This is a genomic window from Paenibacillus azoreducens, assembly GCF_021654775.1.
Lineage (GTDB): Bacteria > Bacillota > Bacilli > Paenibacillales > Paenibacillaceae > Paenibacillus_AQ > Paenibacillus_AQ azoreducens.
Genome location: NZ_AP025343.1, coordinates 1461858 through 1485706 on the forward strand (window position 1 = coordinate 1461858; position 23849 = coordinate 1485706).

A 23849-nucleotide genomic window follows, 5' to 3' on the forward strand; every position below is an offset into this window, starting at 1 on the left:
AAGTCTGTCTATAGTTGTGTATCTATTAATCTTATTAGGTAAGATAGAGAGATGTCAATACAATTATCTACAAAATATGACAAAACCTCCATATGGGGATGGGAAAATGATGAAATGGATCAGGCATCAGGCGAAAATAAGCGATAGACCTTCGAAATCTTTTCGGCTAAAATAAGGATAATTCAGTTCAGGTCCACCGGACCCGCATAAGATTTAAAGAAGACTTGCTAAGACTCGCATAAAACCCGAATAAAACCCGAATAAACAACGCATAAGAATTCCTCGGGATCAAGGTGCGCTGCCAATTGCCCATGGTCCAATCCATTCACCGCTTTCACAAGATCTGCTTCAAGGCAATTTAACCTTTACTTCTGTTACTTCTACATTTACTTTTACATTTACTTCTACATTTACTTCTACCTTAACTTCCATCTTGACTTCTAACATAACTTCAACTTCAATTTCAATTCAGCTTTCATTTGCATCTCTAACCATCACCCTGTAAAAAGCATGCATCTACCGCCGCTTTAAGAGAAAAATGAACCGAACCAGATCCTTTTTTTAAAAAGAATGACAACGCTTACTTGAAAATGAATCTCGGCCTTCTTAAGGAGGGGAGAAGATGAAGAGGAATTATTCCTACTATAAAAAGGTATTCGAAGGTGTGCCAGGGCCGTTTGCATTCGTAGATTTGGATCTTCTAGATGAAAATGTCGAGCGGATTATCGCGCAGGCCGGCTCCAAAAATATTCGCATCGCCACCAAGTCGATTCGAAGCACGGCTCTCCTGAAACGGATTCTTCGTCAAAGTCCGCTGTTTTGCGGATTGATGTGCTTTTCGCCGCAAGAGGCCATATATCTGGTAAAGCAGGGGATGGATGACATCGTGATGGGATACCCGATCTGGGAGCCGTCAGCGTTATCCGGGTTGGCGGAGCTGATTCGCCAGGGCAAATCGGTCACGCTTATGGTGGACTCCATTCGGCATATCGAACATATTGAACGGATTGCTGAGCGCCATGGCGTCCGGTTTCCGGTCTGTCTCGACATGGATATGTCGATGGATTTTCCTGGGCTCCACTTTGGAGTATGGCGTTCGCCGGTCCGTACGACAGCGGAAGCGAAAGCGGTGGTGGAGAGGATTGCTTCTTCGCGCGGCGCCGCTTTGGATGGCGTGATGGGGTACGAAGCGCAGATCGCCGGCGTTGGCGATCAATACCCCGGCATGGCTGCGAAAAACATGCTGGTAAGGAAGCTCAAGCAGCGATCAGCCAAGCAAATTGCCGTCAAAAGGGAGGAGCTTGTCGCCATGGCGGAGGAGGTTTTGGGTACGCCGCTGCGTTTTGTGAACGGAGGAGGAACGGGCAGCCTACGGACCACCACGCAGGAGCAAGCAGTGACTGAAGTTACGGTCGGCTCCGGTTTTTTTTCGCCGGGGTTGTTTGACAACTACAGGGATTTTCGCTATCAGCCTGCAGCGGGTTTCGCCGTGGAAATCGTGCGCCGGCCGGGACCATACCTATATACGTGCCTGGGCGGCGGGTATGTCGCCTCAGGCGCCGCCGGCAAAGATAAACTGCCGCAGCCTTATCTGCCGGCAGGAGCGGCTCTGATGCCCCTGGAAGGCGCCGGGGAAGTGCAAACACCTGTATTCTACAGGGGGGAGGAGCGTTTGGAGCTAGGGGACCCGATTTTTTTCCGGCATGCCAAGGCCGGGGAATTATGCGAACGATTTAACAGCCTGTACGCGGTATCCGCAGGCAAAATCGTGGAACAAATCTCAACGTACCGGGGGGATGGGCAATGCTTTCTTTAGATGAAAACCGAAAGGTATGGAAAAATTGGTCGGGGATCGTCAGCAGCACGCCAAGGCATATCGTTTATCCAAAGTCTGTCGAAGAGGTTACTGATCTGGTGCGGTCCTGCGCCAAGGAAAGCAGAAGGATACGTGTTATTGGCGCGGGACATTCGTTCACGCCGCTTGTTCAAACCGGGGATGTGCTGCTGTCGCTGGATCACCTGGCAGGCGTCGAACCCGTAGACGAGATTTCGCGCAGCGTCTGGATTTGGGCCGGAACGAGACTGCGGGACTTAAGCGAGGCGCTTTATCGACAGGGATGGGCGCAGGAAAATTTGGGCGACATCGACACGCAGTCGATTGGGGGCGCGATCGGAACGGGAACGCATGGAACGGGGATCCGTTTCGGTTCTTTGTCGACGCAAATGATCGAAGCGCAGGTGGTAACGGCCTCAGGGGAGCTGGTGACATGCAGCGAGCAGCATCACCACGAGATATTTAAGGCGCTGCAGGTTTCCTTGGGGATGCTCGGCATTATCGTAAAGGTTCGGCTGCGTGTGGTTCCGAGGACTGTGCTTCATTACCGGAGCGAACGTCTTTCTGTTCGAGAATGCTTCGAAAGATTGGCGGAATTCAGGGACAAACACGATCACTTTGAGTTTTTCTGGTTTCCCCACACGGATGTCGTGCAGGTCAAACGTTTGGATGAAACCGATGAAAAACCTTCGGAAAGCCGTTTCTGGAACCGGATGAATCAACTTGTGATGGAAAATGGTTTTTTCGGATTGATGTCCGCAGGCTGCCGCATGTTTCCGGGGTTATGCAGGCCGGTCAGCCGGTTGTCGGCGCGTTTCGTTCCGACAGGGCAAGATGTGGCATACAGCCATCAGTTGTTCACCACGCAGCGACTGGTGCGTTTTAATGAAATGGAATACAGCGTCCCCGCGGAAAAAATGGAGGAGGTCGTCGCGGAAATCCATGCCTGCGTGGCGGCGCAAAATCATGCCGTGCATTTTCCGGTGGAATGCCGCTTTGTCAAAGGCGACGATATTTGGCTTAGTCCGGCGTACGGGCGCGACTCTGCTTATATCGCCGTGCATATGTATAAGGGGATGGAACATCGGACGTATTTCCGGGATATCGAGGAAATTTTCCGGCGGTATGACGGGCGTCCGCATTGGGGGAAAATGCATACCCGAACAGCGGAGGAATTGTCAGGACTGTACCCCAAGTGGGATGCCTTTCAGGAAATCCGCAGGCAGTTGGACCCGCTGGGCATATTCCAGAACGATTATTTAAAGAAGCTGTTTGCCTTCTAAATGAAAGAAAAAACCAAAGCCCACGATTCCCCCGCGGGCTTTGGTTTTGCGTTTTGCGGCTATGAATCTCACGAATACACTCTACGGCACAGCCACATAGCGATGCCAAGCGCTCCTGCCCTGCAAGAGCGACGAACATGACATAAACCCGCCTTTGTTTTGGTAACGGCATGCCGATCATAGAATTGCGGGCTGCGGTGTTGTATCTATACTTTATTCGCGCTTGGCCAATCCATATCCTTCAAATTCACACCATAAGCTTGCGTAAACTGCGGATGTATTGCATGCGGACCAACAGGAAATAAACGGTCTGCACAGCGGTGAAAGCTGCTGCAGTGATGAGGATCGGCGGCAGGATATTGGTTTGATTCAAGCCGTGCAGGATTGGCACGACTACCACCAACGTTTCGACGATGGCCGCCAATATCGGAATGTAAAAGAGCAGTGCAATTTGCGTTGTCGCGGCTTTCGACATTTCGCCTTCAGCAAGTCCGATTTTAGAAAGGGAGCGGTACATCTGCTGATCTCTTTGAAGCTCCGTATGCAGTTTGAAATACAGAAAGCTTGCCGATGACAACGAGAAAATAAGGGCGATAAAGACGCCGATAAAACCCATCATGGCCGTACCCTGCCTGGAGCTCTGATAATGATCGCCTCGGGCATGTAACATGAGATTATAGTTATGTTTTGAAGTAACTGTCTGATTCCAGTCCACCAGCTTCGTTCCAATGGTCACTTCCGGATCGTGTCGGGACGGGGGCGCTCCATCCCAAGCCGGAATTTTATACAGATAATAAGTAACCTGGGAGAAAAGGTTCGGATCTTGAAGCAGTTCCTTATATACTGCATCGCTCACGATCAGAAACGGGGAAGAATACGGCCCGAAAGGCAGAATGTCTGTATTGATTTTCTGATTGACGGTAAGGCTCCGCTGTTTGGTTTGCAGGCGGGCTCCCGCAAAATCTTCATAATTTTGGACATTGGTGGTATGACTCAAGATCAGTACCCCATCCGAGCCGGATACATTCTGAATGCCCGGCAGGCCGGTTTGTTCGGACAACAAGCGATATGCAGACAGCGGGAGCAGGTCAATGCCCCGTGGTTTGCCATTCAGTGTAAAGCCGCGATAATAAATGAAATCCAGTTTTTGTTCGGTAAAATGGACTCCGCTGGCGTTCAGCTCCTTGACGATATGCCCGCGATCCCCTTTTTCGGAATTGGCGTTGCGGATCGTATAGATCAATGCATAAGGGGAATTTTTGTATGTCGTGCTATTGGTCTGGGCCATAAACAAAAGCACGCTGGAAACCATACAGGCAATCGCGGTGGCAACTGTAACCATGAACAGCATGCGCGCGTTATCCTTCAACTTGTAACTCATCTCGGAAATCCGGAGCAGGTTCGTGTTTCTCCACGTGAGAGAACGATTTTTTTTTAAGAGTCGGACGATGACAACGGACAGCTGGGTGTAAAAGAAATACGTGCCGGCTATGCCCGTGACTGCGGCGTACATGAGCGTGTTTTTTGAAAATTTACTGGTAACGGCAATTACCCCGAGAATCAGGAGCGAAGCGCCCAGGATGGATAGAAACCAGGATACTTTGGGTTCTTTTTTGGGCATCACGCTGCCTTTGAGCAGTTCCAACACGTTTTTATGGCGAATAAAAACTAGCATGAATATCGAGACCGCGATAAAAAGCAGGAGAAACGCGATGGAAGTCACCATCAGAGCTTTGCCCGGCCAATAAAAGCGAAGTTCGGCCTCTCCGATAATTTTGCTGGTGATGAGCAGAAACAGCTTGGAAATCAGCATTCCGCCCAGAATGCCGGTGACGATGGAACTTATGCCAATCAGCATATTTTCCAGGAAAATAAGCCGGTTGATCTGGCCCGTCCGCGCTCCCAGGATTGTGAGAATGCCGAATTCCTGATTCCTAGATTTCAGAAAAGCGCTGATCGAATAAAGCACAAAGAAAAAGGAAAAGACATAGACCACATAGGATGCGATCCGCATACCGGTCGCGACAAAATTTCCGTAATTCGAATGGGCCAAATCCGGATGGTAAATGAACAGGGAATATGCGAAAAAGATCATGATCATGACGGCGCTGCTGAGGAAATACGTAAAGTAGGCCCGGAAATTGCGCCTGACGTTGTTAAACGCGAATTGAGGAAAGCTCATGGCTGTGACCTCCCCAGAATGACAGCGCGTCGATAATATTTTGGAAAAAGGCTTGCCGGCTTTCACCGCGATGGATTTCGGCCGCGAGCCTTCCGTCCTTGATGAAGATAATCCGGCTGCAGTAGCTTGCGGATACCGGGTCATGCGTGACCAGCATCAGCGTCGTTTGATCCTCACGGTTGACACGCTCAAGCGACTCCATGACATTCCTTGCCGAACCGGAATCCAGCGCTCCGGTCGGTTCATCGGCCATGATGATGGCGGGCGAGGTAATCAGCGCCCGGGCTATGGCGGTCCGCTGGCGCTGGCCGCCTGAAATTTCGTAAGTGCGTTTCTTTAAAATATCGGTAATGCCGAGTTTGTCCGCCACGCGCTTCAGAGAAGCTTCGATATCGGCCAGCCTCCGGTTGTCCAGGGTAAGGGGCAGCACGATATTTTCGGCAACGGTCAGCGTTTCCAGCAGGTTGAAATCTTGAAACACAAAACCTAGTTTCCTGCGGCGGAAACGTGCCAGTTCTTTTTTATTCATGCGGTGCGGGCTTATTCCTTCGACCAATACTTCTCCCGAACTAGGTTCATCGATGGTGGAGACCACGTTGAGCAGCGTCGTTTTCCCGCTCCCGGAAGGACCCATAATGCCTACGAATTCTCCCTGTTCAATATTGAAATGGATATCGGTTAAGGCTTGGGTGTTTACTTTTCCCGGATAGACCTTGCTTAAGGCTTTTACCTGCAGCAGTTCCATAAACATTCATCCCTTTCATATCGTTTGGCAGCGGCTCCTCTGCTTGGAAGAGCCTGATATCAATCTACCAAACCCGAAAAAACCGAGCCATCGAATTGAATTAACGTTTCCTTACAGCCGGGATAAGGTTATGTTCGTATGCGGAGCAGCACTTAACGCGCGAACAGCCCAGAATTTGTTGGCATCACTCAGTATAAGTTGAACCAATGATGATTTTGCACGGATGAAGGCAGCCGAGTGGAAATGTTCTTTTTGAATCGCTGCTGCCTCCCTGTCTTTTTTAGTTCAACTTAAGTGTTGCTAGCAGACATTACGAACAGGATGATGTCGAAAAACAAATCTTACCAATGTGCCTTGTCCCTGCACCGATTCAATCATTACTTCATGCTCTAGACGAGAGCAAATCTCTCGAACGAGATAAAGCCCCATGCCTGTGGATTCCTGGTATTGCCGTCCCCGTTCCCCCGTGAAGTAGGGCTGGAAAACCCGTTTTAGATCTTCTTTGCTGATGCCGATGCCCTGATCCCGAATGTCCAATATGATCTGTTGGCCTGATGTTTCAGCCATGATGGATACAGTTTGTCCCTTGCCGGCGGAATAGTTGACGGCATTAATCAATATTTGATTAAGCATGAACCGCAGCCATTTGGCATCCGAATACACCGCTATCTCTTCTCCGATCCGGATATCCGGCTGAATCCCTTTGCGTATAAAAAGCCGGCGGTTTTCCGTTACCGCGCCTTTGACGGCCTGCAGCAGCGGGATGCGCTCGATCCGGAAATCTTCCTCAAACCGGTCCAAACGGGAGGTGTACAGAATCATCTCCAACCCTTTGCGCAAGCGTTCAATCTCCTCCTGGATGCTGTCAGCCGCAGCGGATTGATCGATGTCGCGCAGGGTCAGCTGCATAACGGATAACGGGGTTTTCATCTGATGCACCCAACGGTTGATAAATGTGATATGCCGATCCATGCCGGTCGCATGCAAATTCAGCTTGTCCTGGTAATAACGGTCGTACACGCGCAGAAGTTCCTGAACCGCTGCTGGCATAGGCGCGCCGCCCAGCGGTTCCAGCGGCAGTTCCATATCCGCAGCAATATTCCTTATGTTACTTAAATGAGCATAAAGCTTGCGGAATTGAATAAACCGGATAACAAGGTAAATGGCTAGTATGACGCTGCTGAGCAAAACGCCATAAGCGATGATGCGCAGCGGCCTGTTTTCGCCGGATAGCCAGTACAGCAGCGGGATCAGCAGCATTTGCGACAAATAGCAGACAAGAAGGGGGATCTGATCTTTCCAGAACAGTTTCATACGTTATCCCCACCGTCTGAGCGAAGCCGGTATCCCGCCCCCCGGACCGTTTCCACCATCCCATCCGCTCCCAGTGCCTTAAGTTTTTTCCGCACGCGGGTAATATACACATTCAGCGTATTATCATCGATAAACTGCTCGTCGCTCCACATCAGGTCCAGAAGCTGCTCCCTGCTGACCACACGGCCATTACGGTCCATCAGCGCCTCCAAAAGCAGCGACTCCTTTTGCGAAAGCTCCGCTGCCTTTCCCGCGAACTGCATGACATATCGTTCCGGGTAAAGTTTGAGCTCGCCCGCATCCATCGTTCGTTCTTCCAGGGACTGGGCATAAGAGCCGGATGCGCGGCGCAAGTTGCTGCGGATTTTGGCCACAACCACCTCATAATGAAAAGGCTTGGTGATATAGTCATCCGCGCCGTTTTCCAGTGCCATCACCTGATCCATTTCATTCTCGCGCGCAGATATGAACAGGATCGGGCAGAGCGAGAACTTACGGATCTGCCTGCACCAGTAGAAGCCATCAAATTTGGGGAGGTTGACGTCAAGCAGCACCAGATCCGGTTGGCATGCCTCAAACGTCTCCATTACACGATTGAAATCTTCCACCGCAATCGTAAGAAAATCATATTTTGTTAGATATTCGCTTAGCAGTCCGGCCAATTTCCGGTCATCTTCAATAATTAGGATGGTTTGTTGCAAAATGATCACCCATTCTTCTGGATCAACATGTAATTAGTACTTGAAAAGAAGCGAAGTAGCGGAGGGGACGGAATCGATCTGAAGAAGCGATAGCGTTCGCCTTTGTCTCCGAATTTCTACCTTTCTGAAAAATATAATCATAGAAATTTGGAGACAACAGCGATCGGAAGAACGATCCGGAGCCGCAGCGGTCAACTCGCATCATATCAAGCACTATTTCAGTATTGTCTCATTCTAATTCCAAATTTTGTACTTTAATATCTTATCATGAAAACCTTGAAATACTACGGTTTGTATTGACTTCGAAAAACAAGGTATGATATATAAAAATAAGAATTAGCACTCATGATGATAGAGTGCTAACATATCGTTTGAGCTGAAAGGAGCCTGACGCATGGTTAAAAAAGAGTTTAAAGCTGAATCGAAACGATTGCTGGAAATGATGATTAATTCGATTTATACGCAAAAGGAAATCTTTTTAAGAGAACTGATCTCCAACTCCAGCGACGCGATTGACAAGATTTATTATAAAGCGCTCACCGACGACCAACTCGTATTTAATAAAGACGACTATTATATCCGCATCACCGCCGATAAAGACAATCGCACATTGACCATCTCGGATACGGGGATCGGCATGACGCAAGAAGAGCTCGAAAACAACCTGGGCATTATCGCGAAGAGCGGATCGCTTGCATTCAAAACTGAAAATGAAGCAAAAGACGGCCATAACATCATCGGCCAGTTCGGAGTAGGGTTTTATTCCGCGTTTATGGTTGCCGACAACGTGACGGTCATCAGTAAAGCGCTCGGCAGCGACCAGGCTTACCGTTGGGAGTCCGAAGGCACGGACGGATACATGATTGAACCATGCGAAAAGGAAACAGTCGGAACGGACATTATTCTTAAAATCAAAGAAAATACGGAAGATGACCGATACGATGAGTTTCTTGAGGAATACAGGCTGCAAAGCATTATCAAGAAGTATTCCGATTTCATCCGTTACCCGATCAAAATGGAAGTGAGCGGACATCGTCCGAAGGAAGGCAGCGAAGGGGAATTCGAGGAATATAAGGAAGAGAAGACCGTCAACAGCATGGTGCCGATCTGGCGCAAAAACAAAAGCGAGCTGACGCAGGAGGATTACGAGAACTTCTATGCCGAAAAACGGTACGGGTTCGACAAGCCGCTTACTTATGTCCATGTCAAAGCCGATGGGGCCGTCGTATATAATGCGATCCTGTTTATACCGGAGAGTACGCCATTCGATTACTATACAAAAGAGTACGAAAAAGGTCTTGAGCTGTATTCGAATGGCGTGCTCATTATGGATAAATGCGGGGATCTGCTGCCGGATTATTTCAGTTTCGTTAAAGGGATGGTCGATTCCGAGGATCTGTCCTTGAACATCTCCCGCGAAATGCTTCAGCATGACCGCCAATTGACGCTGATCGCGAAAAACATCAAAAGCAAAATCAAAAGCCAGCTTCTATCTCTGCTCAAAGACGATCGCGAGAAATACGAAACCTTCTACAAGGCATTCGGCAGACAGCTTAAATTCGGCGTATACAACGATTACGGCATGAACAAGGACATGTTGTCCGACCTGCTGCTGTTTACGTCCTCGCATGAGAAAAAGCTGGTAACCCTCGATGAATATGTGTCGAGGATGCCTGAGGATCAAAAATATATCTATTACGCTACCGGAACTTCCGTGGAGCGCATCGAGAAGCTGCCGCAAACCGAACTTGTCCTTGATAAAGGTTATGAAATTCTGTACTTTACCGATGACATTGACGAATTTGCGATCAAGATGTTGACGAATTTCAAGGAGAAGGAATTCAAATCCGTATCCAGCGGAGATCTCGGCATTGAGTCCGAAGCGGACGAAGCCGCAGCCAAAGCCGAGGCGGAAGAGAATAAAGAGCTGTTCGAAGCGATGAAGGATCTGCTTTCCGGCAAGGTGAAGGACGTGAAGGCTTCCAAACGGCTGAAATCTCATCCGGTTTGTTTGTCCGCTGAAGGCGAGCTTTCGATCGAGATGGAAAAGGTGCTGAATGCGATGCCGAGCAGCGAGGGCATTAAAGCCGACAAGATTCTGGAGATCAATGTGCAGCATGACGTGTTCCAATCGCTGAAAGCTTCTTTCGAACAAGACCGGGAGAAGCTGGCATTGTACACGAACCTGCTCTATAACCAGGCGCTGCTGATTGAAGGGCTTCCGATTCAGGATCCGGTTGATTTTACGAACGATATCTGTAAAATCATGGTGTAGTCTTATTTTTATAACAGGCCTTATGCTCCCGGCCTTCCGTGAAAGGACGGGGGCATGTACATATTTTTGATTCCATAAAATGCAAAATTATCCATATTAAAATACGTGTTCAAGAAGGTCGGTTTTCAGCACCGAGAAGGTTGAAAGAAGCTAGGGACGAAAGGAGCGGAGCGTACGTTTAGGTACGTGAGCACCGGAAGGCCCGGCTGAATTCAAGATTCGATGTCGAACCAGCTTCCTGATTCACTTCGTGTTAGATATAGAATTTATACGTTATCTAGCTACGATTCTATATCGCATGAAAACCTACCGTTGAATCGCGGTCGCTCATCCTAGGATTGACCTCGATTGGTTTTCTTATCAAAAGCGGACTTTTTGATAACCTCTAGAAGATGATTTTGCCGGAATAGTGTATAATGTGTAAAGGTGTGGCCAAAATGCCGCACATGCTTATCAATGTGGAAGAGGTGTAAATGTTGGAAGACCCTAGGTTACAAATGGAAGAACGCAATATACAGCACGCCATCATTGGAGACGTGATGACCCGTTTGCCGGAAATTCTGCAAAGCTTGACCAAATCAAGACTCTCTTCGCTTGCTACCGTCAATCAAATTTCCGGACGTTCCAAGATGAAGAAGGAAGAGCTTGCGGATGCTCTTTCAGCATATTTGACCGATCCCGAACAGTTGAAGTCCATTGTTCTTGTTACGGATGCGGACGAATGGGCTCTTCTGGAGAAGCTTGTTAAAGAAACTTCCATTCAGGATAATGAATTGCCTTTTGGACAATATTCCTATTTTCTGGAGCGCGGGCTGGTATTCAGCTTTTTTAGCGAAGGCAAGCTGCATGTACTGATGCCGGATGAAATCAAATCCGCCGTGTCCGGAATCGATTTGTCCCAACTGAAAGAAGAGCAGGGCTCCAAGCAGGGAGCTTATGAATATATTGCCGCTGCAGCTCACTTGTATGGTGTCATCAAGCTGGACAAGCTTGTTCATATATTCAACTCGCAAAACAGCGAGCCGATCACGACGGAAGAGCTTGCGAAATATGCGGGCGAGATGATGGAACGCGGACAAAATATCGTTCTCGATGATGACGTTCTTTTTAACGGTTTTTTGGCAAACGGCGCAGAGAAAGCCAAGCTGGCTGAACTCATTGAAGGGCTGGACGGCAAGTCGCTCTATGTTCCGGAGAAAGAAGAGCTTCTCCGCTATGCGGACATGGGCTACTTCGAAATGACGCCGCAGCTTGAGGAGCTTCAGAATTTTGTGCTGAACAATATGTGCAAGGATAAAGACCGCGTAGAAAACCTGATTGACGATATCCAATTAGGCTGCGTGCGCAAGTCTTCCATGCAGGATTTGATCGATGAGTTTAACCGGCACAAGATTCCTTTCAAAACGCCGGTGCATGCTCAGCGCGTGCTTTCCCTTTTGACGGAAGTTTATAACAACACGAGAATGTGGGGAAGCGGCGGATATACGCTGGTGGAACTGAGCGCCATGAATGAAATCGATCCGCAAAAAGGTCTGGTAAGACTGGTGGATGAAAGCGAAAACGTTCTTCCTAAAGTCGGAAGAAATGAGCCTTGTCCATGCGGAAGCGGATTGAAATACAAGAAATGCCATGGCAAGTAAGACCAATCCATAAATTGCATTTGTACATTGTTCATATGTAAAAGCCTTGACTAGGATTTAATCAGCACCCTGCAGTATGCGGACCCCTAAGTGTGGTCCGATGCTGCAGGGTGTTTTTATATGGCCATCTAACATTTTCACCCCATATTTCTAACAAAAAGACACCTTGGTGAGGAACGGTCCTGTTTTTCCAACAAAATGGCCGCCACCCGAAAAACAACTGACCGTTCCTGCTTTCCCGGATCGAGAGTACAATGAAAGCGTATTATTCCCCTTGATGAAGGAGAGCAGCCTATGAAATTCGATCTGAGCATTGTACCTTTCAGCCGGAGAGAGACCTTTCTCGCGGTGTCGCTCCTGCCTGAAGGAAAAAATAGACAAGAAGGCCTTTACCTTCGGACGGTCCGCGGCGGGGACGACAAGTTCGGAGAAGCATTCCGCATCGAACTGCTGGATTCGCACGGTACGCTGATCCTGTTCACGCCGGAGGCGTCACCTGAGGCAGTCAGGCTTAAGTCGCCCGCATCCGCCATCTTCGCGGAAATCTGCATTTCGGACAGCCGTACGGTCCGCTTCCGTTCGAAAGGCTGCGGCATCCGGCTGACCTTCATGCCGGCCGCTTACGATTATGCGTACGAAGTAAGCGAAGACAGCTGGGAGATGAACAGTTTTACCCATGAATGCCGCTTTATGCTGACACGACTGCTGGGTGGCATGAAGATGGAGGTACCATGGGACAAAATTAAAAGCTCGCGCGTCGTCGCCGAGTTCAATCCCGATCCGGACACGAATACCGCGGAGTTTGCCGTGGAGGAGTTTCGGACGGTATGGGAGCCGCGGGCTGCCTGGGAAACCTTTGACGAAGCCGTTCAGTCGGCGAAAGCGGATTTTGCTGCTTGGCTGGAGCGCAGCTTGTCCGTTCCCGAACGCTATAAGGAGGGACGGGAATTGGCGGCTTATATTACATGGTCCTGTCTCGTTCCGGCGGAAGGCTGCCTGACCAGGCCAGCCATGTATATGTCGAAGAACTGGATGACGAATATTTGGAGCTGGGATCACTGCTTTAATGCGATGGCCTTGGTACGGCATGACCCGAAACTCGCCTGGGACCAGTTCATGATCTTTTTCGACCGGCAGGATGAGAGCGGCCTTATCCCTGATTTTGTCAACGACAAATACGAGCTGTGGAACTGCAACAAACCGCCGATTCACGGCTGGACGCTCGCCTGGATGATGCAGCGGACCGATTACATCAGGGAAACCCAACTGCGTGAGGTATACGGCCCGCTGTCCAAATGGACGAGATGGTGGTTCCGGTACCGCGACGGGGACGGAGACGGCATTCCGCAATATAACCACGGCAATGATTCGGGCTGGGATAACAGCACGGCGTTTAATAACGGAATCCCGATCGAAAGTCCGGATTTGGCCGCTTTCCTGATCATCCAGTCCGAACTGCTTGCCGAAATCGCCGGTTTGCTTGGATTCGCGGAGGAATCCTCGGCCTGGAGGCGCCTCGCTGAGGATACGCTGACAAAAATGATCGCCCATTTTTGGCGGGACGGCAAATTCATTTCCTGCCGCTCAGGCACGCATGAGCCGTCCGATGGCGACAGCCTGCTGCTGTTCATGCCGATCCTGCTCGGCAAACGGCTGCCTGATGAGATCCGCGCCGCGCTTCTTGCGGGACTGCGGGATGAAAACCGGTTCCTGACGGCAAACGGCTGGGCGACCGAAAGCGTAAGCAGTCCATACTATACGTCGGACGGATATTGGCGCGGTCCGATATGGGCTCCTTCGACGATGCTGCTGGTGGAAGGCGCGGCTGCAGCCGGCGATCTCGAGCTCGCGCGCGAAGTATCGCGCCGCTTCTGCAGCATGCTGAACCGCAGCGGCATGGCGGAAAATTTCGATGCCTTGACCGGCGAAGGCCTCCGTGACAGAGCATTTACATGGACGTCAAGCGTATTTCTTATTCTGGGGCATGAGTATACAACCTAAAACGCGGAAACCGCACTTCCCCTGCTTTTTTTGAAAAGCGTCAAGGGGAAGTGCTTTTCCCGTTTCTTTGAAGATTATAGAATCCATAAGTCTCAGCAGAGCTTATAGATTCTATTATCGCAAGAAAAACATCCGCTTAACGCGGTCTGTCTTCTTTTAAAGTACGTCGATAGACGTTTTTCTTAAGATTATAGAATTTATAAATTTTCTTGCTACGCTGAACAATTCTATAATCGCAAGAAAAACATCCGCTTAACGCGGTCTGTCTTCTTTGAAAGTACGTCGATAGACGGTTTTCTTAAGATTATAGAATTTATAAATTTTCTTGCTACGCTGAACAATTCTATAATCGCAAGAAAAACATCCGCTTAACGCGGTCTGTCTTCCTAGAAAGTACGTCGATAGACGTTTTTCTTATCGGCTTCCGATAAAGGTTCACCCTCCTATTTCACAATGGGTATGGGTAAAAATTCGCAATGTTGTAAGCGGTACCATCCAAATAATGTGTTTTCATCTATTCAAGGCCCGTCCGTGCTAAAATGCATATATACGCAACCGCATGTGGGGTGAACAATGTATGAAATTCCAGTGGCTTCAGCAGTTTTATCGCCGCATTTTCTCCGGTTCTTATCGAAGCATCCGGACCAAACTGTTGTTTTCTTTTCTCGTTGTAACCCTTATTCCGCTGCTCTCCCTTGGGGCGGCATCTTATTATCAATCGGCTAAAACCATTAATTCGCAGTTCGGCAAATACGGTGAAAATGCCGTGGCCCAACTGGATCAGCAAACCAATTCGGCTCTCAGCCGGATGAAGCAGATGAGCGAAACGATCTATTCGTATTTGCTGGATCCGGCCCATAACGATCTGGGAAATCGTGTACCTGTTACCTACAATGAAATTATCGAAAAAAACGATTTTGAGGCTTTGCTTAAATCCATGCGCACCGAACAGACCGCAGGAATCTACATTATTACCCCTTCCGGTTATTATTACGGGGAGAACAATCTGGATATCGCGAAGCTGGATAGCATTCCCTCCTGGAAAATGAAGCCGGCTTCATGGGAGGGGACGTATTGGCTCGGATTTTATCGGCAGGATCATGCGATGCGCAGCGACAGCAATATCGGCCAGCCGGTTCTCGGGCTTGCGGTGCCGATTCACAATTCGCACGGGCCTCAGGATGGCAGCATCATTTTGATCGAAGAAAAAGCCGGCGATTTGCTGCATATGTTCCGGATGTTTGAAGAAGACACCAATGCCCGATTGTTGATTAAGGCACCTGATGGAAGAGTCATTTATAAAAGCGATCTTGCATTTACGCCCAAAGACAGCGATATTGTGTGGGACCGGACGCTCGGCGTCAGTCAGTGGACCTTGGAAGCAAGGCTTCCGGCCAAAGAATTTTACCGGCCGTCGGGAATCATACGGTCCAATACGATTGTGGTGGCCTTCATTTCATGTTTGTTCGCTTTTGGCCTTGCTTATATTTTTTCTTCGCATTTTACGGCCCGAATCCGCTCGCTGAAGGACTCCATGCAAAAGGTCAGCTTCGGCAAGCTGGACACCCGGATGCCGATTGAAGGCGGGGATGAACTCGGAAGCCTTGATATGAGCTTTAACCGGATGGTAAGCAGGGTGCAGACGTTGATCCGGGAAGTGGAGCTAAGCGAGCGGCTGAAAAAAGAAGCCGAACTCAAGGCTTTCCATTACCAGATTAACCCGCATTTGCTGTTTAACACGTTGAATTCGATCCAGTGGAAGGCCCGGCTTGAAGGGGCCGAGGACATCCGCCAAATGCTGTATCATCTGACAATGGTGCTGGAGGGCAATCTCGATATTTCGCAGGAACTCATTTCTCTCGGCAGGGAGCTGCGCATGATTGAGCATTTCTTGAAGATCCAGGAGATCAGATATGGTCCCGTTTTCCGCTATGAACTGCACTGCGGGGAAGCGCTGAAAGAGTATCTGATTCCGCGGATGACGCTGCAGCCATTGTTCGAAAATATATTTTTTCACGGCTTCACCGACGGCATCGGCGTTATTGAGCTGGATATCCGCGAGGATCAGGAAGAACTTCTGCTTACTTTGAGGGATGACGGTTCAGGCATTTCGGAGGAAAAGCTGCAGCGATTGTTTGTCCCGGGTCCAAAGCGCAGCGGGCGCGGAGGGCTGGGCGTCCAGAACGCAGACCAGAAGTTTAAGCTGCATTTCGGCCCGCAGTATGGGCTTACGGTACATTCGACAAAGGGTGAGGGCACAACCATTTTCATCCGTTGGCCCAAAAAGGAGGAGCGCTTCCGATGAATACAGCAAAGAAAATCAAAGTGTTGATCGTTGATGATGAAAGCATTGTACGCAAGGGACTGCGTTCAACCGTATCTTGGGAGAAGTTCGGCATGGAGGTTGTCGCCGATGCGCCTAACGGCCTCAAAGCCTGGGAGGCTTTTCTCGAACACCGTCCCGAAGTGGTCATAACGGATATTGTCATGCCGGAAATGGACGGGATTGAGTTGTCCCGCAAGGTGAAAGAGGCGGCCAAGGATACCAAGATCATTTTGCTCAGCTGTCACCGGGATTTCGAATATGCGCAGCAGGGAATCCGCCTCGGAGCTTCGGGTTATCTGCTGAAAACAGCTTTTGAAGACGAAGAGCTGGAGGAAATGCTCGGAAAGTTCGAACGGGAACTGACGGCACCGGTTTCCGCGGCTCCCCAGGATGGAGAAAGACTCGAAACGCTGCTTTTTGCCTGGCTTAATGGGCATAACGACAAGTTTGCTTCAGAGTTCGCCCAGCTTCATAAAGACCAGTGGCATTATGGCGGGCAGCCTCTGCATATCTACCTGATCCGAACGGCTGAATGCGATTTATCCTGGGGCGAGCTTGTGAGGGCAGCCGCTCAAAACGAGCGCTCTATCACCGAAGGGTCTCTCATTCCTTATGGGGAAGAATACTGCTATTGGGTTGTGCCCGATACGCTGCGCGAAGCGGCCGACGGCCTGCTTGTCGAGTGCAAAAGCAAATGCGGCAAGCTGCAGTGGAGCCGCCGCGGTTCTTTAATGCACAGCGATGATTTGAAAGAGGCGTTCCAGGCGCTGCATAAAGAAGCGGAGTTGGAACGAATCTATGGAGTGTCGGGAGAGGACTGGCCCGAGCCGATTTGGAAAGCGGTCCACCTGCTTCATGCGAATCCTGCAGCCGACTGGTCGGCAAGCGATTTGGCGGAAGAGGTCGGCCTCAGCCGCAGCCACTTCTCCATTTTGTTCAAGAAGGCGGTTGGCGACAGCTTTATTGCGTTCCAATACAAGCGGAAGCTGCGTCTGGCATCCGGGCTGCTGCGAGACACGGCGCTAACGATGCAGGAGATAGCCGAGCGGACAGGGCTTGGCGACAGCAAATATTTCAGTAAATGGTTCAAGCGTTGTACCGGACAGACGCCTAGCCATTACCGATCAGAGCAACAAAAGGGGGACGTATCCCGAACAAATTGACACCCCCCTGCCAAATTCGAACAAAATCACAACAACATTCGAATAGATGAACGTTTTGAACCGCTTTCATAAGAGTTACGATGAAAGCGGTTCAATTATTACTACACCTCATTTAACAGGGGAGCTGACAATATGAAAAAGAGAATTTCACTCATTGTCCTTGCAGCAACGATGATGGCATCCGTACTGTCCGCTTGCGGCGGCAGCGGCGGAGATAGCGGAGCAAGCCAGGGAGACGGTGGATCAAACCAGAAGACGCTTCGCTTTGCAACCTGGGACACGGGAGACACGCTCAAGATCGAACAGGATATTGCCAAGAAATTTGAAGCAGAGCACCCCGGTACGAAGGTACAGGTGGAGGCTTACGCAGACGGGTTTGACCAGAAGCTGGCTGCCGGTTTTGGGGCCGCGAATCCGCCGGATGTGATGTACATGTGGGACTTCCCGACCTATCATCAATCGCTGGAACCGCTAGACAACTATGCAAATAAGGATCAGGATCTCAAAATAGATGATTTTTACAAAGGATTGTTTAACTACGGCAAAATCGACGGAAAGCTATACGGCATTCCGGCCGGTTTTACGACACGCGTCGTTTACTATAACAAAAAGATGTTTGATGCGGCGGGCGTTCCTTATCCTAAAGACGGATGGACCTGGGACCAATTCCAGGAAATCGCCCAAAAGCTGAGCGACAAATCCAAGAAGCAATACGGCTTTGGAGTTCGGGCCGAAAACGACACCTATGACCTGCAAGGACTTGTATGGAGCAACGGCGGCTCTTTTATTTCTCCTGACGGCAAAACGATCGACGGCTACATGAACAGCAAGGAAACGGCTGAAGCGATCCAAATGTTCGGGGATATGGTGAAAAACGGTTCCGCGGTTCTGACAGGCGGAAAAGGGCAGCAGAGCGGGGACGACATTTTCAAAGCCGGCAAAATCGCCATGTGGGAAAGCGGCATCTGGCCGCTCGAATCATTTAGAAAAGCGGGAATCGACGTCGGCACCGTGGAAATGCCTGCCTTCCAGGGCAAACCGGTGAAGGGCGTGCTGGCCGAGTCGGCGCTGTCCATTGCCAAAGATTCCAAGCAAAAAGATCTCGCATGGGAGTTCATCAAATTTTATGTATCCGACGCATCGATTAAAATGCGCGTAGCCGACCTGCCCGTCCGCCAAAGCGTCGTCACCGAGCTGAAAAAGGACCAGGATCCGCTCTACAAGCCTTACTACACGATGCTTGAACGTTCGGACAACACGCCTGCCTTCCTGCTGAATCCGAAATGGAACGAAGTGAACCGCCAGCTGTCCGCAGCGGTCGAATCGGTCATGCACGGCGGCAATGCCCAAGAGGTACTGAACCAGGCCGTCAAGGATAGCGAAAGGTATCTGAAATAAACACGTACAGTCCGAGTTGAAAAAGTTAACATCCTTTTGTAGAAAGAAGGTTAGGAGATGGCTCAAACCTACCTGCAGCATACACGGGAACAGTCAGCCGCCCTTAAGCCCTCGAGAAAACGCAGATGGGGCGGGGCTGCTCCCTACCTCTTCATCTTTCCTTGGATCTTCGGGTTTATCGTTTTCACGTTAGGGCCGCTGCTGTTCTCTCTGATCATTTCGTTTTTTGATTGGCCGATTGTCGGCAAGGTCACGTTTATCGGTGTGGATAATTATGTTCAGATGTTTACGAATGATCCGATGTTCTGGAAATCCCTTTTCGTTACCTTGAAATTTGCAGCTTTGTTCGTTCCGCTCAATATTATCATCGCGCTGGGACTCGCCATGCTCCTGAATCAAAAAGTACGCGGGAGCGCGATATTCCGCACCGCCTTCTATTTGCCTTCGGTCATCTCGGGCGTAGCGCTCGCCATGATCTGGTCTTGGGTATACAGCGGGGATTACGGGATTCTGAATTACTTCCTGTCGCTCTTTGGCATCCAAGGTCCCGATTGGCTGAATGATACGAAATGGTCGCTTGTGGCGATGGTGGTCGCGAGCCTGTGGGGCCAAGGTTCGATGATGCTGATTTTTTTGGCGGGGCTCAAAGGCATTCCAAAGGATTTGTACGAATCGGCTTCCATCGACGGCGCGGGTAAGATCCGCCAATTCTTCAGCGTGACGATCCCGATGATTACGCCAACGATTTTATTCAATCTGATTACATCCATTATCGCGGCATTCCAGCAGCTGACTTTGGCCTTATTGCTGACGGGAGGCGGGCCGCTGAAGTCCACGTATTTTTATGCCATGTACATGTACGAAAACGCATTCAAATATTTCAAAATGGGTTATTCCGCCGCAAACGCCTGGTTTATGTTCCTGATCGTGCTTGTGCTGACGTTCCTCGTCTTCAAGTCATCGGAAGCGTGGGTATTCTATGAAGGCGAAATGAAAAAGAATTCACAGAAGAAGCTGAAAGCCGGAAAAGGGGGGCAGACCGGATGAGAAAAACATTGACGTACGCGATGCTGATCTTTTTTTCGCTCCTTTTTATCGCGCCATTGTTCTGGGCGGTGACGACCGCGCTAAAATCGCAGCAGGAGCTGTATCTGTTCCCGCCCAAATGGATTCCTTCCGTCTGGAAATTCAGCAATTTCGCTGAAGCATGGAATACCCAGCCTTTTAACCTGTTTTTGAAAAATACGGTGATCATCACGGCTTTGTCCACAATTGGGCAGTTGATCTCCTGCACCCTTGTCGCTTACGGCTTCGCCCGGTTCCAGTTCAAGGGACGCGACATGCTGTTTCTCGTCGTGCTGGCGACCATGATGATTCCATGGGAAGTGACCATGATTCCGCAATACATGGAATTTAACTATTTAGGTTGGATCAATACGCTCAAGCCGCTGATCGTGCCATCCTGGTTCGGGTCTGCTTATTATATCTTTTTGCTGCGGCAGTTTATTTTGACCCTGCCAAGAGAGCTGGACGAAGCCGCGACGATTGACGGCGCCAGCAAAATGACGGTGCTGTTTCGAATCATCGTGCCGCTGATGGGGCCTTCGCTGATTCTGGTGGCCGTATTTCAGATCATGAACTGCTGGAACGATTACCTCGGACCGCTCATTTTCCTGAATGACCAGACGAAATATACGCTGACGCTCGGACTATCCCAATTCAAGGGCATGTACGGCGTCGATATGCAATCGATAATGGCGATTACATGCCTGATCTCCATTCCGCCGCTGGCCATTTTCTTCTTTGCGCAGCGCTATATTGTCGGGGGAATTGCCACGACGGGCATTAAAGGATAGATCGAGAGAAAGGAAGAGGACCATGAATGACATCATGACGGAGCGGGATTGGGATAATCTCGGCGTGCTTAAGAGAAACCGCGCCAAGAGCCGGGCTTATTTTATTCCGTTCCCGGACCGGGCTGGCGCTTTGAGTTATGACAGGGGAAGTTCTCCCTGGTTCAGGTCGCTGAACGGGCTTTGGAAATTCAGCTTTGCGGAGGGGCCGGAGCTGGCTCCGCAGCATTTTTACGAGAAAGACTACGATATTTCAGGTTGGGACGACATCCGCGTTCCCGGACATTGGCAGCTGCAGGGTTATGGTCATCCGCATTATACGGATCTCTATTATCCGTTTCCGGTTGATCCGCCGCATGTGCCAAACGATAATCCGACGGGAAGTTATGTGAGAGAGTTCGAGCTTCCTTCCCAGTGGGATGGAAAAAACGTGTCTATTAAATTCGACGGCGTGGACAGCGCCTTTCATGTATGGCTGAACGGTTCATTCATCGGCTACAGCCAGGGCAGCCGCCTCACCTCCGAATTCGATCTGACGCCATATCTGCATGCCGGCGTAAACCGTTTGGCAGTTCGGGTATACCAATGGTCCGACGGCAGCTATCTGGAAGATCAGGATATGTGGTGGATGAGCGGCATTTTCCGGGACGTATATCTGGTTGCCGAACCTGCGGACATCCGCATCGCCGATTTCACGGTCGTGACGGAACTGGATGCGGATTTGACACATGCAGTTCTCTCGGTTCGCATGGACATGAAAGGCAAGAATGTGCAAGGAAAAGTGCGGCTGCAGCTGCTAGATCATGCGGGGGCTGAAGTGGTTTCCGCCGAAAAATTGCTGCCCGGGCAGGCGCAAGCCGAGTGTAATCTGCCTGTTGCCAAACCTGCATTATGGAGCGCCGAGTCTCCTTATCTGTATCATCTCGTTTTGACCGTGCTGGATTCGGGGGAGCAAGTCACTGAAACGATCGCCCAGCGCGTTGGATTCCGCCGCATCGAAGTGAAAGACGGCCAGTTTCTCGTGAACGGAAAGGCAATTATGCTCAAAGGCGTCAACCGGCATGACCATCATCCGGATACGGGCCGGACGGTGACGCTGTCGACGATGCTGCAGGATATCAAGCTCATGAAACAGCACAATATCAACGCCGTACGTACGGCGCATTATCCCAACGATCCCCGGTTTTACGATCTTTGCGACGAATATGGGCTTTACGTGATGGAAGAAACGGATCTTGAAACGCATGGTTTTGAGCCGCTTGGGAATATTTCGCGCCTGAGCGACGACCCGGCCTGGAAGGAAGCTTACGTGGACCGAATCCGCCGCATGGTGGAACGGGACAAAAACCACCCGTCGGTCATCTTCTGGTCGCTCGGCAATGAATCGGGTTTCGGCTGCAACTTCCGGGCCATGTCCCAGTGGTGCAAGGAACATGACAAGACCCGCCTCGTGCATTACGAAGAAGACAGGGAAGCGGAAGTATGTGATGTCGTAAGCACGATGTATTCTTCCGTGGAGAAAATGGAAGGGTTCGGGCAAATGGAAGACCATCCGAAGCCGCATATTTTATGCGAGTTCGCCCATGCGATGGGCAACGGGCCGGGCGGTTTGCGGCCGTACTTCGACGCCTTCGATAAGTACCGGCGCCTGCAGGGCGGTTTCGTATGGGAATGGATCGACCATGGCCTCAGCCGGAAGACGGCGGACGGAAGCAACGATTACGCCTACGGCGGGGATTACGGCGATGTGCCGAATAACGGCAATTTCGTTATCGACGGTTTGGTCCGTCCGGACCGGACGCCATCGCCCGGACTCATCGAATATAAGAAAATCATCGAACCCGTTCGGGTCGAAATGATAGATGCCGGCAGAATCCGCATTACGAACCGGTATGATTTTATCGGTTTGGATCATCTGCAGGCGCACTACAGCGTAACGGAAGATGGCTGCACGCTGCAAAGCGGGGCGCTGGAGCTTCCAGACATTGCTGCCGGCGAAAGCTGCGAGGTGACGGTGCCGCTTCGGGCCGATCTGCCTCAGGTCGGCGCAGAGCCTGGCGTGGAACGCTGGTTGAACGTAGGTTTCACGCTGGCGGCGGACTGCAGCTGGGCTTCGCAAGGCCACGAGGTGGCATGGGCACAGTTTGCGCTTCCGGCCGCTGAGCATATGGAGACCGATGGTATGGCTTTATCGCATGAACGCCGTACATTAGCGGTGGATGAAGATGGGCGGCATCTCGCTTTTCATAATGATGAATTCCGCATATCATTTGACCGGCTGCAACCTGGCATCGCTTCCCTCAATCTTGGCGGCAAGGAATTGATCAGCGGCGGTCCCCGCCTGAATTTCTGGCGCGCGCCGATCGACAATGACATGTATGTGCTGCCGGATTGGCGCAAAGCCCATCTCGACAGATTGTCGGAGCGAATCGATGATTTCCGCTGGAAGCGGATCGATGATGCAGCCGTCCGTTTGACCTGGACTTCGCGTATTGCGCCGCCGGTCTATGACTGGGGTTTCCGCTGCGAGATCTCCTATACGGTCAGCGGCAGCGGGCTGGTCATGATCGACGTGAACGGGACGCCGGAAGGAACGCCGCCGGCCATGCTGCCGAAGATTGGCCTGCAGCTTCAAATTCCGGGCGATATGGAGAATGTGCAATGGTATGGGCGGGGGCCGGGCGAAAGCTATTCGGACAGCAAAGAAGCCGGAAGATTCGGCGTGTACCGGAATACGGTCGACGGTTTGTTTACGCCATACATCTATCCGCAGGAGAATGGGAACCGGACGGACGTAAGGTGGATGTCCATCGCGGACGGAGCCGGAATCGGACTGCTAGCCGCTGGGGCGCCGGTCCTTGAATTCAGCGCAAGCCGTTATGCGGATGCGGATTTGGAATCGGCGCAGCATATGAGCGATCTGAAGTCGCAGGAATATATCACACTCAATCTGGATTACCGGCAAAACGGCCTTGGCAGCAACAGCTGCGGGCCGGCGCAGGCGCCGGAGCATACCGTCAAGCCGGTACCGTTCCGGTTCCGCATTCTGCTTCAAGCGTATATGGCAGAGGACAACTCGCCTGAACGGTTGAGCCGGAGGATGGCAGCGGAAGCCAAACAACATGAATCGTGAG

General features: G+C 50.6%; 15 protein-coding genes. 11 read left to right on the plus strand and 4 right to left on the minus strand.

Annotated elements, in window-relative coordinates:
• Nucleotides 1-622: 622 nt before the first annotated feature.
• Both L6442_RS06090 and L6442_RS06095 read left to right on the plus strand, forming a co-directional pair.
• Nucleotides 623-1816 (plus strand): amino acid deaminase/aldolase, encoded by a 1194-nt coding sequence (locus L6442_RS06090; protein ID WP_212980748.1) that lies wholly within the window; start codon nt 623-625, stop codon nt 1814-1816.
• Entirely contained in the window at nt 1804-3117 is a 1314-nt protein-coding gene (locus tag L6442_RS06095) for a D-arabinono-1,4-lactone oxidase (protein WP_212980747.1), read from the plus strand. The genes L6442_RS06090 and L6442_RS06095 overlap by 13 nt, the downstream gene beginning before the upstream one ends.
• 247 nt (nt 3118-3364) lie before the next feature.
• On the opposite strand, the gene L6442_RS06100 is transcribed toward L6442_RS06095, so the two are convergent.
• From L6442_RS06100 to L6442_RS06115, 4 genes are all read right to left on the minus strand, one after another.
• Complete coding sequence (locus tag L6442_RS06100) at nt 3365-5299, minus strand: FtsX-like permease family protein (protein WP_212980746.1); 1935 nt, start codon at nt 5297-5299, stop codon at nt 3365-3367.
• Entirely contained in the window at nt 5274-6044 is a 771-nt protein-coding gene (locus tag L6442_RS06105) for an ABC transporter ATP-binding protein (protein ID WP_212980745.1), read from the minus strand. The genes L6442_RS06100 and L6442_RS06105 overlap by 26 nt, the downstream gene beginning before the upstream one ends.
• 300 nt (nt 6045-6344) lie before the next feature.
• Complete coding sequence (locus L6442_RS06110; protein ID WP_212980744.1) at nt 6345-7358, minus strand: sensor histidine kinase; 1014 nt, start codon at nt 7356-7358, stop codon at nt 6345-6347.
• Nucleotides 7355-8059 carry a response regulator transcription factor gene (locus L6442_RS06115; RefSeq protein ID WP_373871852.1) on the minus strand — a complete coding sequence of 235 codons (705 nt, stop codon included), beginning with the start codon at nt 8057-8059 and terminating at the stop codon, nt 7355-7357. The genes L6442_RS06110 and L6442_RS06115 overlap by 4 nt, the downstream gene beginning before the upstream one ends.
• 394 nt (nt 8060-8453) lie before the next feature.
• Here L6442_RS06115 and htpG point away from each other — a divergent pair, with 394 nt between their 5' ends.
• The 9 genes from htpG to ebgA all read left to right on the plus strand — a co-directional run bounded on the left by htpG (nt 8454) and on the right by ebgA (nt 23848).
• Nucleotides 8454-10334, plus strand: a complete 1881-nt coding sequence (gene htpG / locus L6442_RS06120; RefSeq protein ID WP_194233811.1) for a molecular chaperone HtpG — start codon at nt 8454-8456, stop codon at nt 10332-10334.
• Nucleotides 10335-10807: 473 nt separating this feature from the next.
• Nucleotides 10808-11974: a YecA family protein gene (locus tag L6442_RS06125; RefSeq protein ID WP_212980743.1), complete on the plus strand. Its 1167-nt coding sequence runs from the start codon at nt 10808-10810 to the stop codon at nt 11972-11974.
• A 294-nt stretch (nt 11975-12268) separates the two neighbouring features.
• Nucleotides 12269-13975 carry an amylo-alpha-1,6-glucosidase gene (locus L6442_RS06130; protein ID WP_212980742.1) on the plus strand — a complete coding sequence of 569 codons (1707 nt, stop codon included), beginning with the start codon at nt 12269-12271 and terminating at the stop codon, nt 13973-13975.
• Nucleotides 13976-14552: 577 nt separating this feature from the next.
• Nucleotides 14553-16280 carry a cache domain-containing sensor histidine kinase gene (locus tag L6442_RS06135; protein WP_212980741.1) on the plus strand — a complete coding sequence of 576 codons (1728 nt, stop codon included), beginning with the start codon at nt 14553-14555 and terminating at the stop codon, nt 16278-16280.
• Complete coding sequence (locus L6442_RS06140) at nt 16277-17464, plus strand: response regulator transcription factor (RefSeq protein WP_212980740.1); 1188 nt, start codon at nt 16277-16279, stop codon at nt 17462-17464. Before L6442_RS06135 ends, L6442_RS06140 begins: the two co-directional genes overlap by 4 nt.
• Nucleotides 17465-17596: 132 nt before the next feature.
• On the plus strand, nt 17597-18862 hold the full coding sequence (locus L6442_RS06145; protein ID WP_212980739.1) for an ABC transporter substrate-binding protein: 1266 nt from the start codon (nt 17597-17599) through the stop codon (nt 18860-18862).
• 57 nt (nt 18863-18919) lie between these two features.
• Nucleotides 18920-19909, plus strand: coding sequence for a carbohydrate ABC transporter permease (locus L6442_RS06150; protein ID WP_194233805.1), 990 nt, complete (start codon nt 18920-18922; stop codon nt 19907-19909).
• The gene (locus tag L6442_RS06155) at nt 19906-20718 is read left to right on the plus strand and encodes a carbohydrate ABC transporter permease (RefSeq protein ID WP_212980738.1); all 813 of its coding nucleotides are present in this window, start codon (nt 19906-19908) and stop codon (nt 20716-20718) included. Before L6442_RS06150 ends, L6442_RS06155 begins: the two co-directional genes overlap by 4 nt.
• Nucleotides 20719-20740: 22 nt before the next feature.
• Nucleotides 20741-23848, plus strand: coding sequence for a beta-galactosidase subunit alpha (ebgA, locus tag L6442_RS06160; protein WP_237100246.1), 3108 nt, complete (start codon nt 20741-20743; stop codon nt 23846-23848).
• Nucleotide 23849: the final 1 nt, after the last annotated feature.

Excerpts from the sequence above, each read along its gene's own strand:
- L6442_RS06105 (WP_212980745.1), bottom strand. The coding sequence starts at position 6,044 with ATGGAACTGCTGCAGGTAAAAGCCTTAAGCAAGGTCTATCCGGGAAAA.
- L6442_RS06095 (WP_212980747.1), top strand. The coding sequence starts at position 1,804 with ATGCTTTCTTTAGATGAAAACCGAAAGGTATGGAAAAATTGGTCGGGG.
- L6442_RS06125 (WP_212980743.1), top strand. The coding sequence starts at position 10,808 with ATGTTGGAAGACCCTAGGTTACAAATGGAAGAACGCAATATACAGCAC.
- L6442_RS06110 (WP_212980744.1), bottom strand. The coding sequence starts at position 7,358 with ATGAAACTGTTCTGGAAAGATCAGATCCCCCTTCTTGTCTGCTATTTG.
- ebgA (WP_237100246.1), top strand. The coding sequence starts at position 20,741 with ATGAATGACATCATGACGGAGCGGGATTGGGATAATCTCGGCGTGCTT.
- L6442_RS06145 (WP_212980739.1), top strand. The coding sequence starts at position 17,597 with ATGAAAAAGAGAATTTCACTCATTGTCCTTGCAGCAACGATGATGGCA.
- L6442_RS06130 (WP_212980742.1), top strand. The coding sequence starts at position 12,269 with ATGAAATTCGATCTGAGCATTGTACCTTTCAGCCGGAGAGAGACCTTT.
- L6442_RS06090 (WP_212980748.1), top strand. The coding sequence starts at position 623 with ATGAAGAGGAATTATTCCTACTATAAAAAGGTATTCGAAGGTGTGCCA.
- L6442_RS06150 (WP_194233805.1), top strand. The coding sequence starts at position 18,920 with ATGGCTCAAACCTACCTGCAGCATACACGGGAACAGTCAGCCGCCCTT.
- L6442_RS06100 (WP_212980746.1), bottom strand. The coding sequence starts at position 5,299 with ATGAGCTTTCCTCAATTCGCGTTTAACAACGTCAGGCGCAATTTCCGG.
- L6442_RS06135 (WP_212980741.1), top strand. The coding sequence starts at position 14,553 with ATGAAATTCCAGTGGCTTCAGCAGTTTTATCGCCGCATTTTCTCCGGT.
- htpG (WP_194233811.1), top strand. The coding sequence starts at position 8,454 with ATGGTTAAAAAAGAGTTTAAAGCTGAATCGAAACGATTGCTGGAAATG.
- L6442_RS06140 (WP_212980740.1), top strand. The coding sequence starts at position 16,277 with ATGAATACAGCAAAGAAAATCAAAGTGTTGATCGTTGATGATGAAAGC.
- L6442_RS06155 (WP_212980738.1), top strand. The coding sequence starts at position 19,906 with ATGAGAAAAACATTGACGTACGCGATGCTGATCTTTTTTTCGCTCCTT.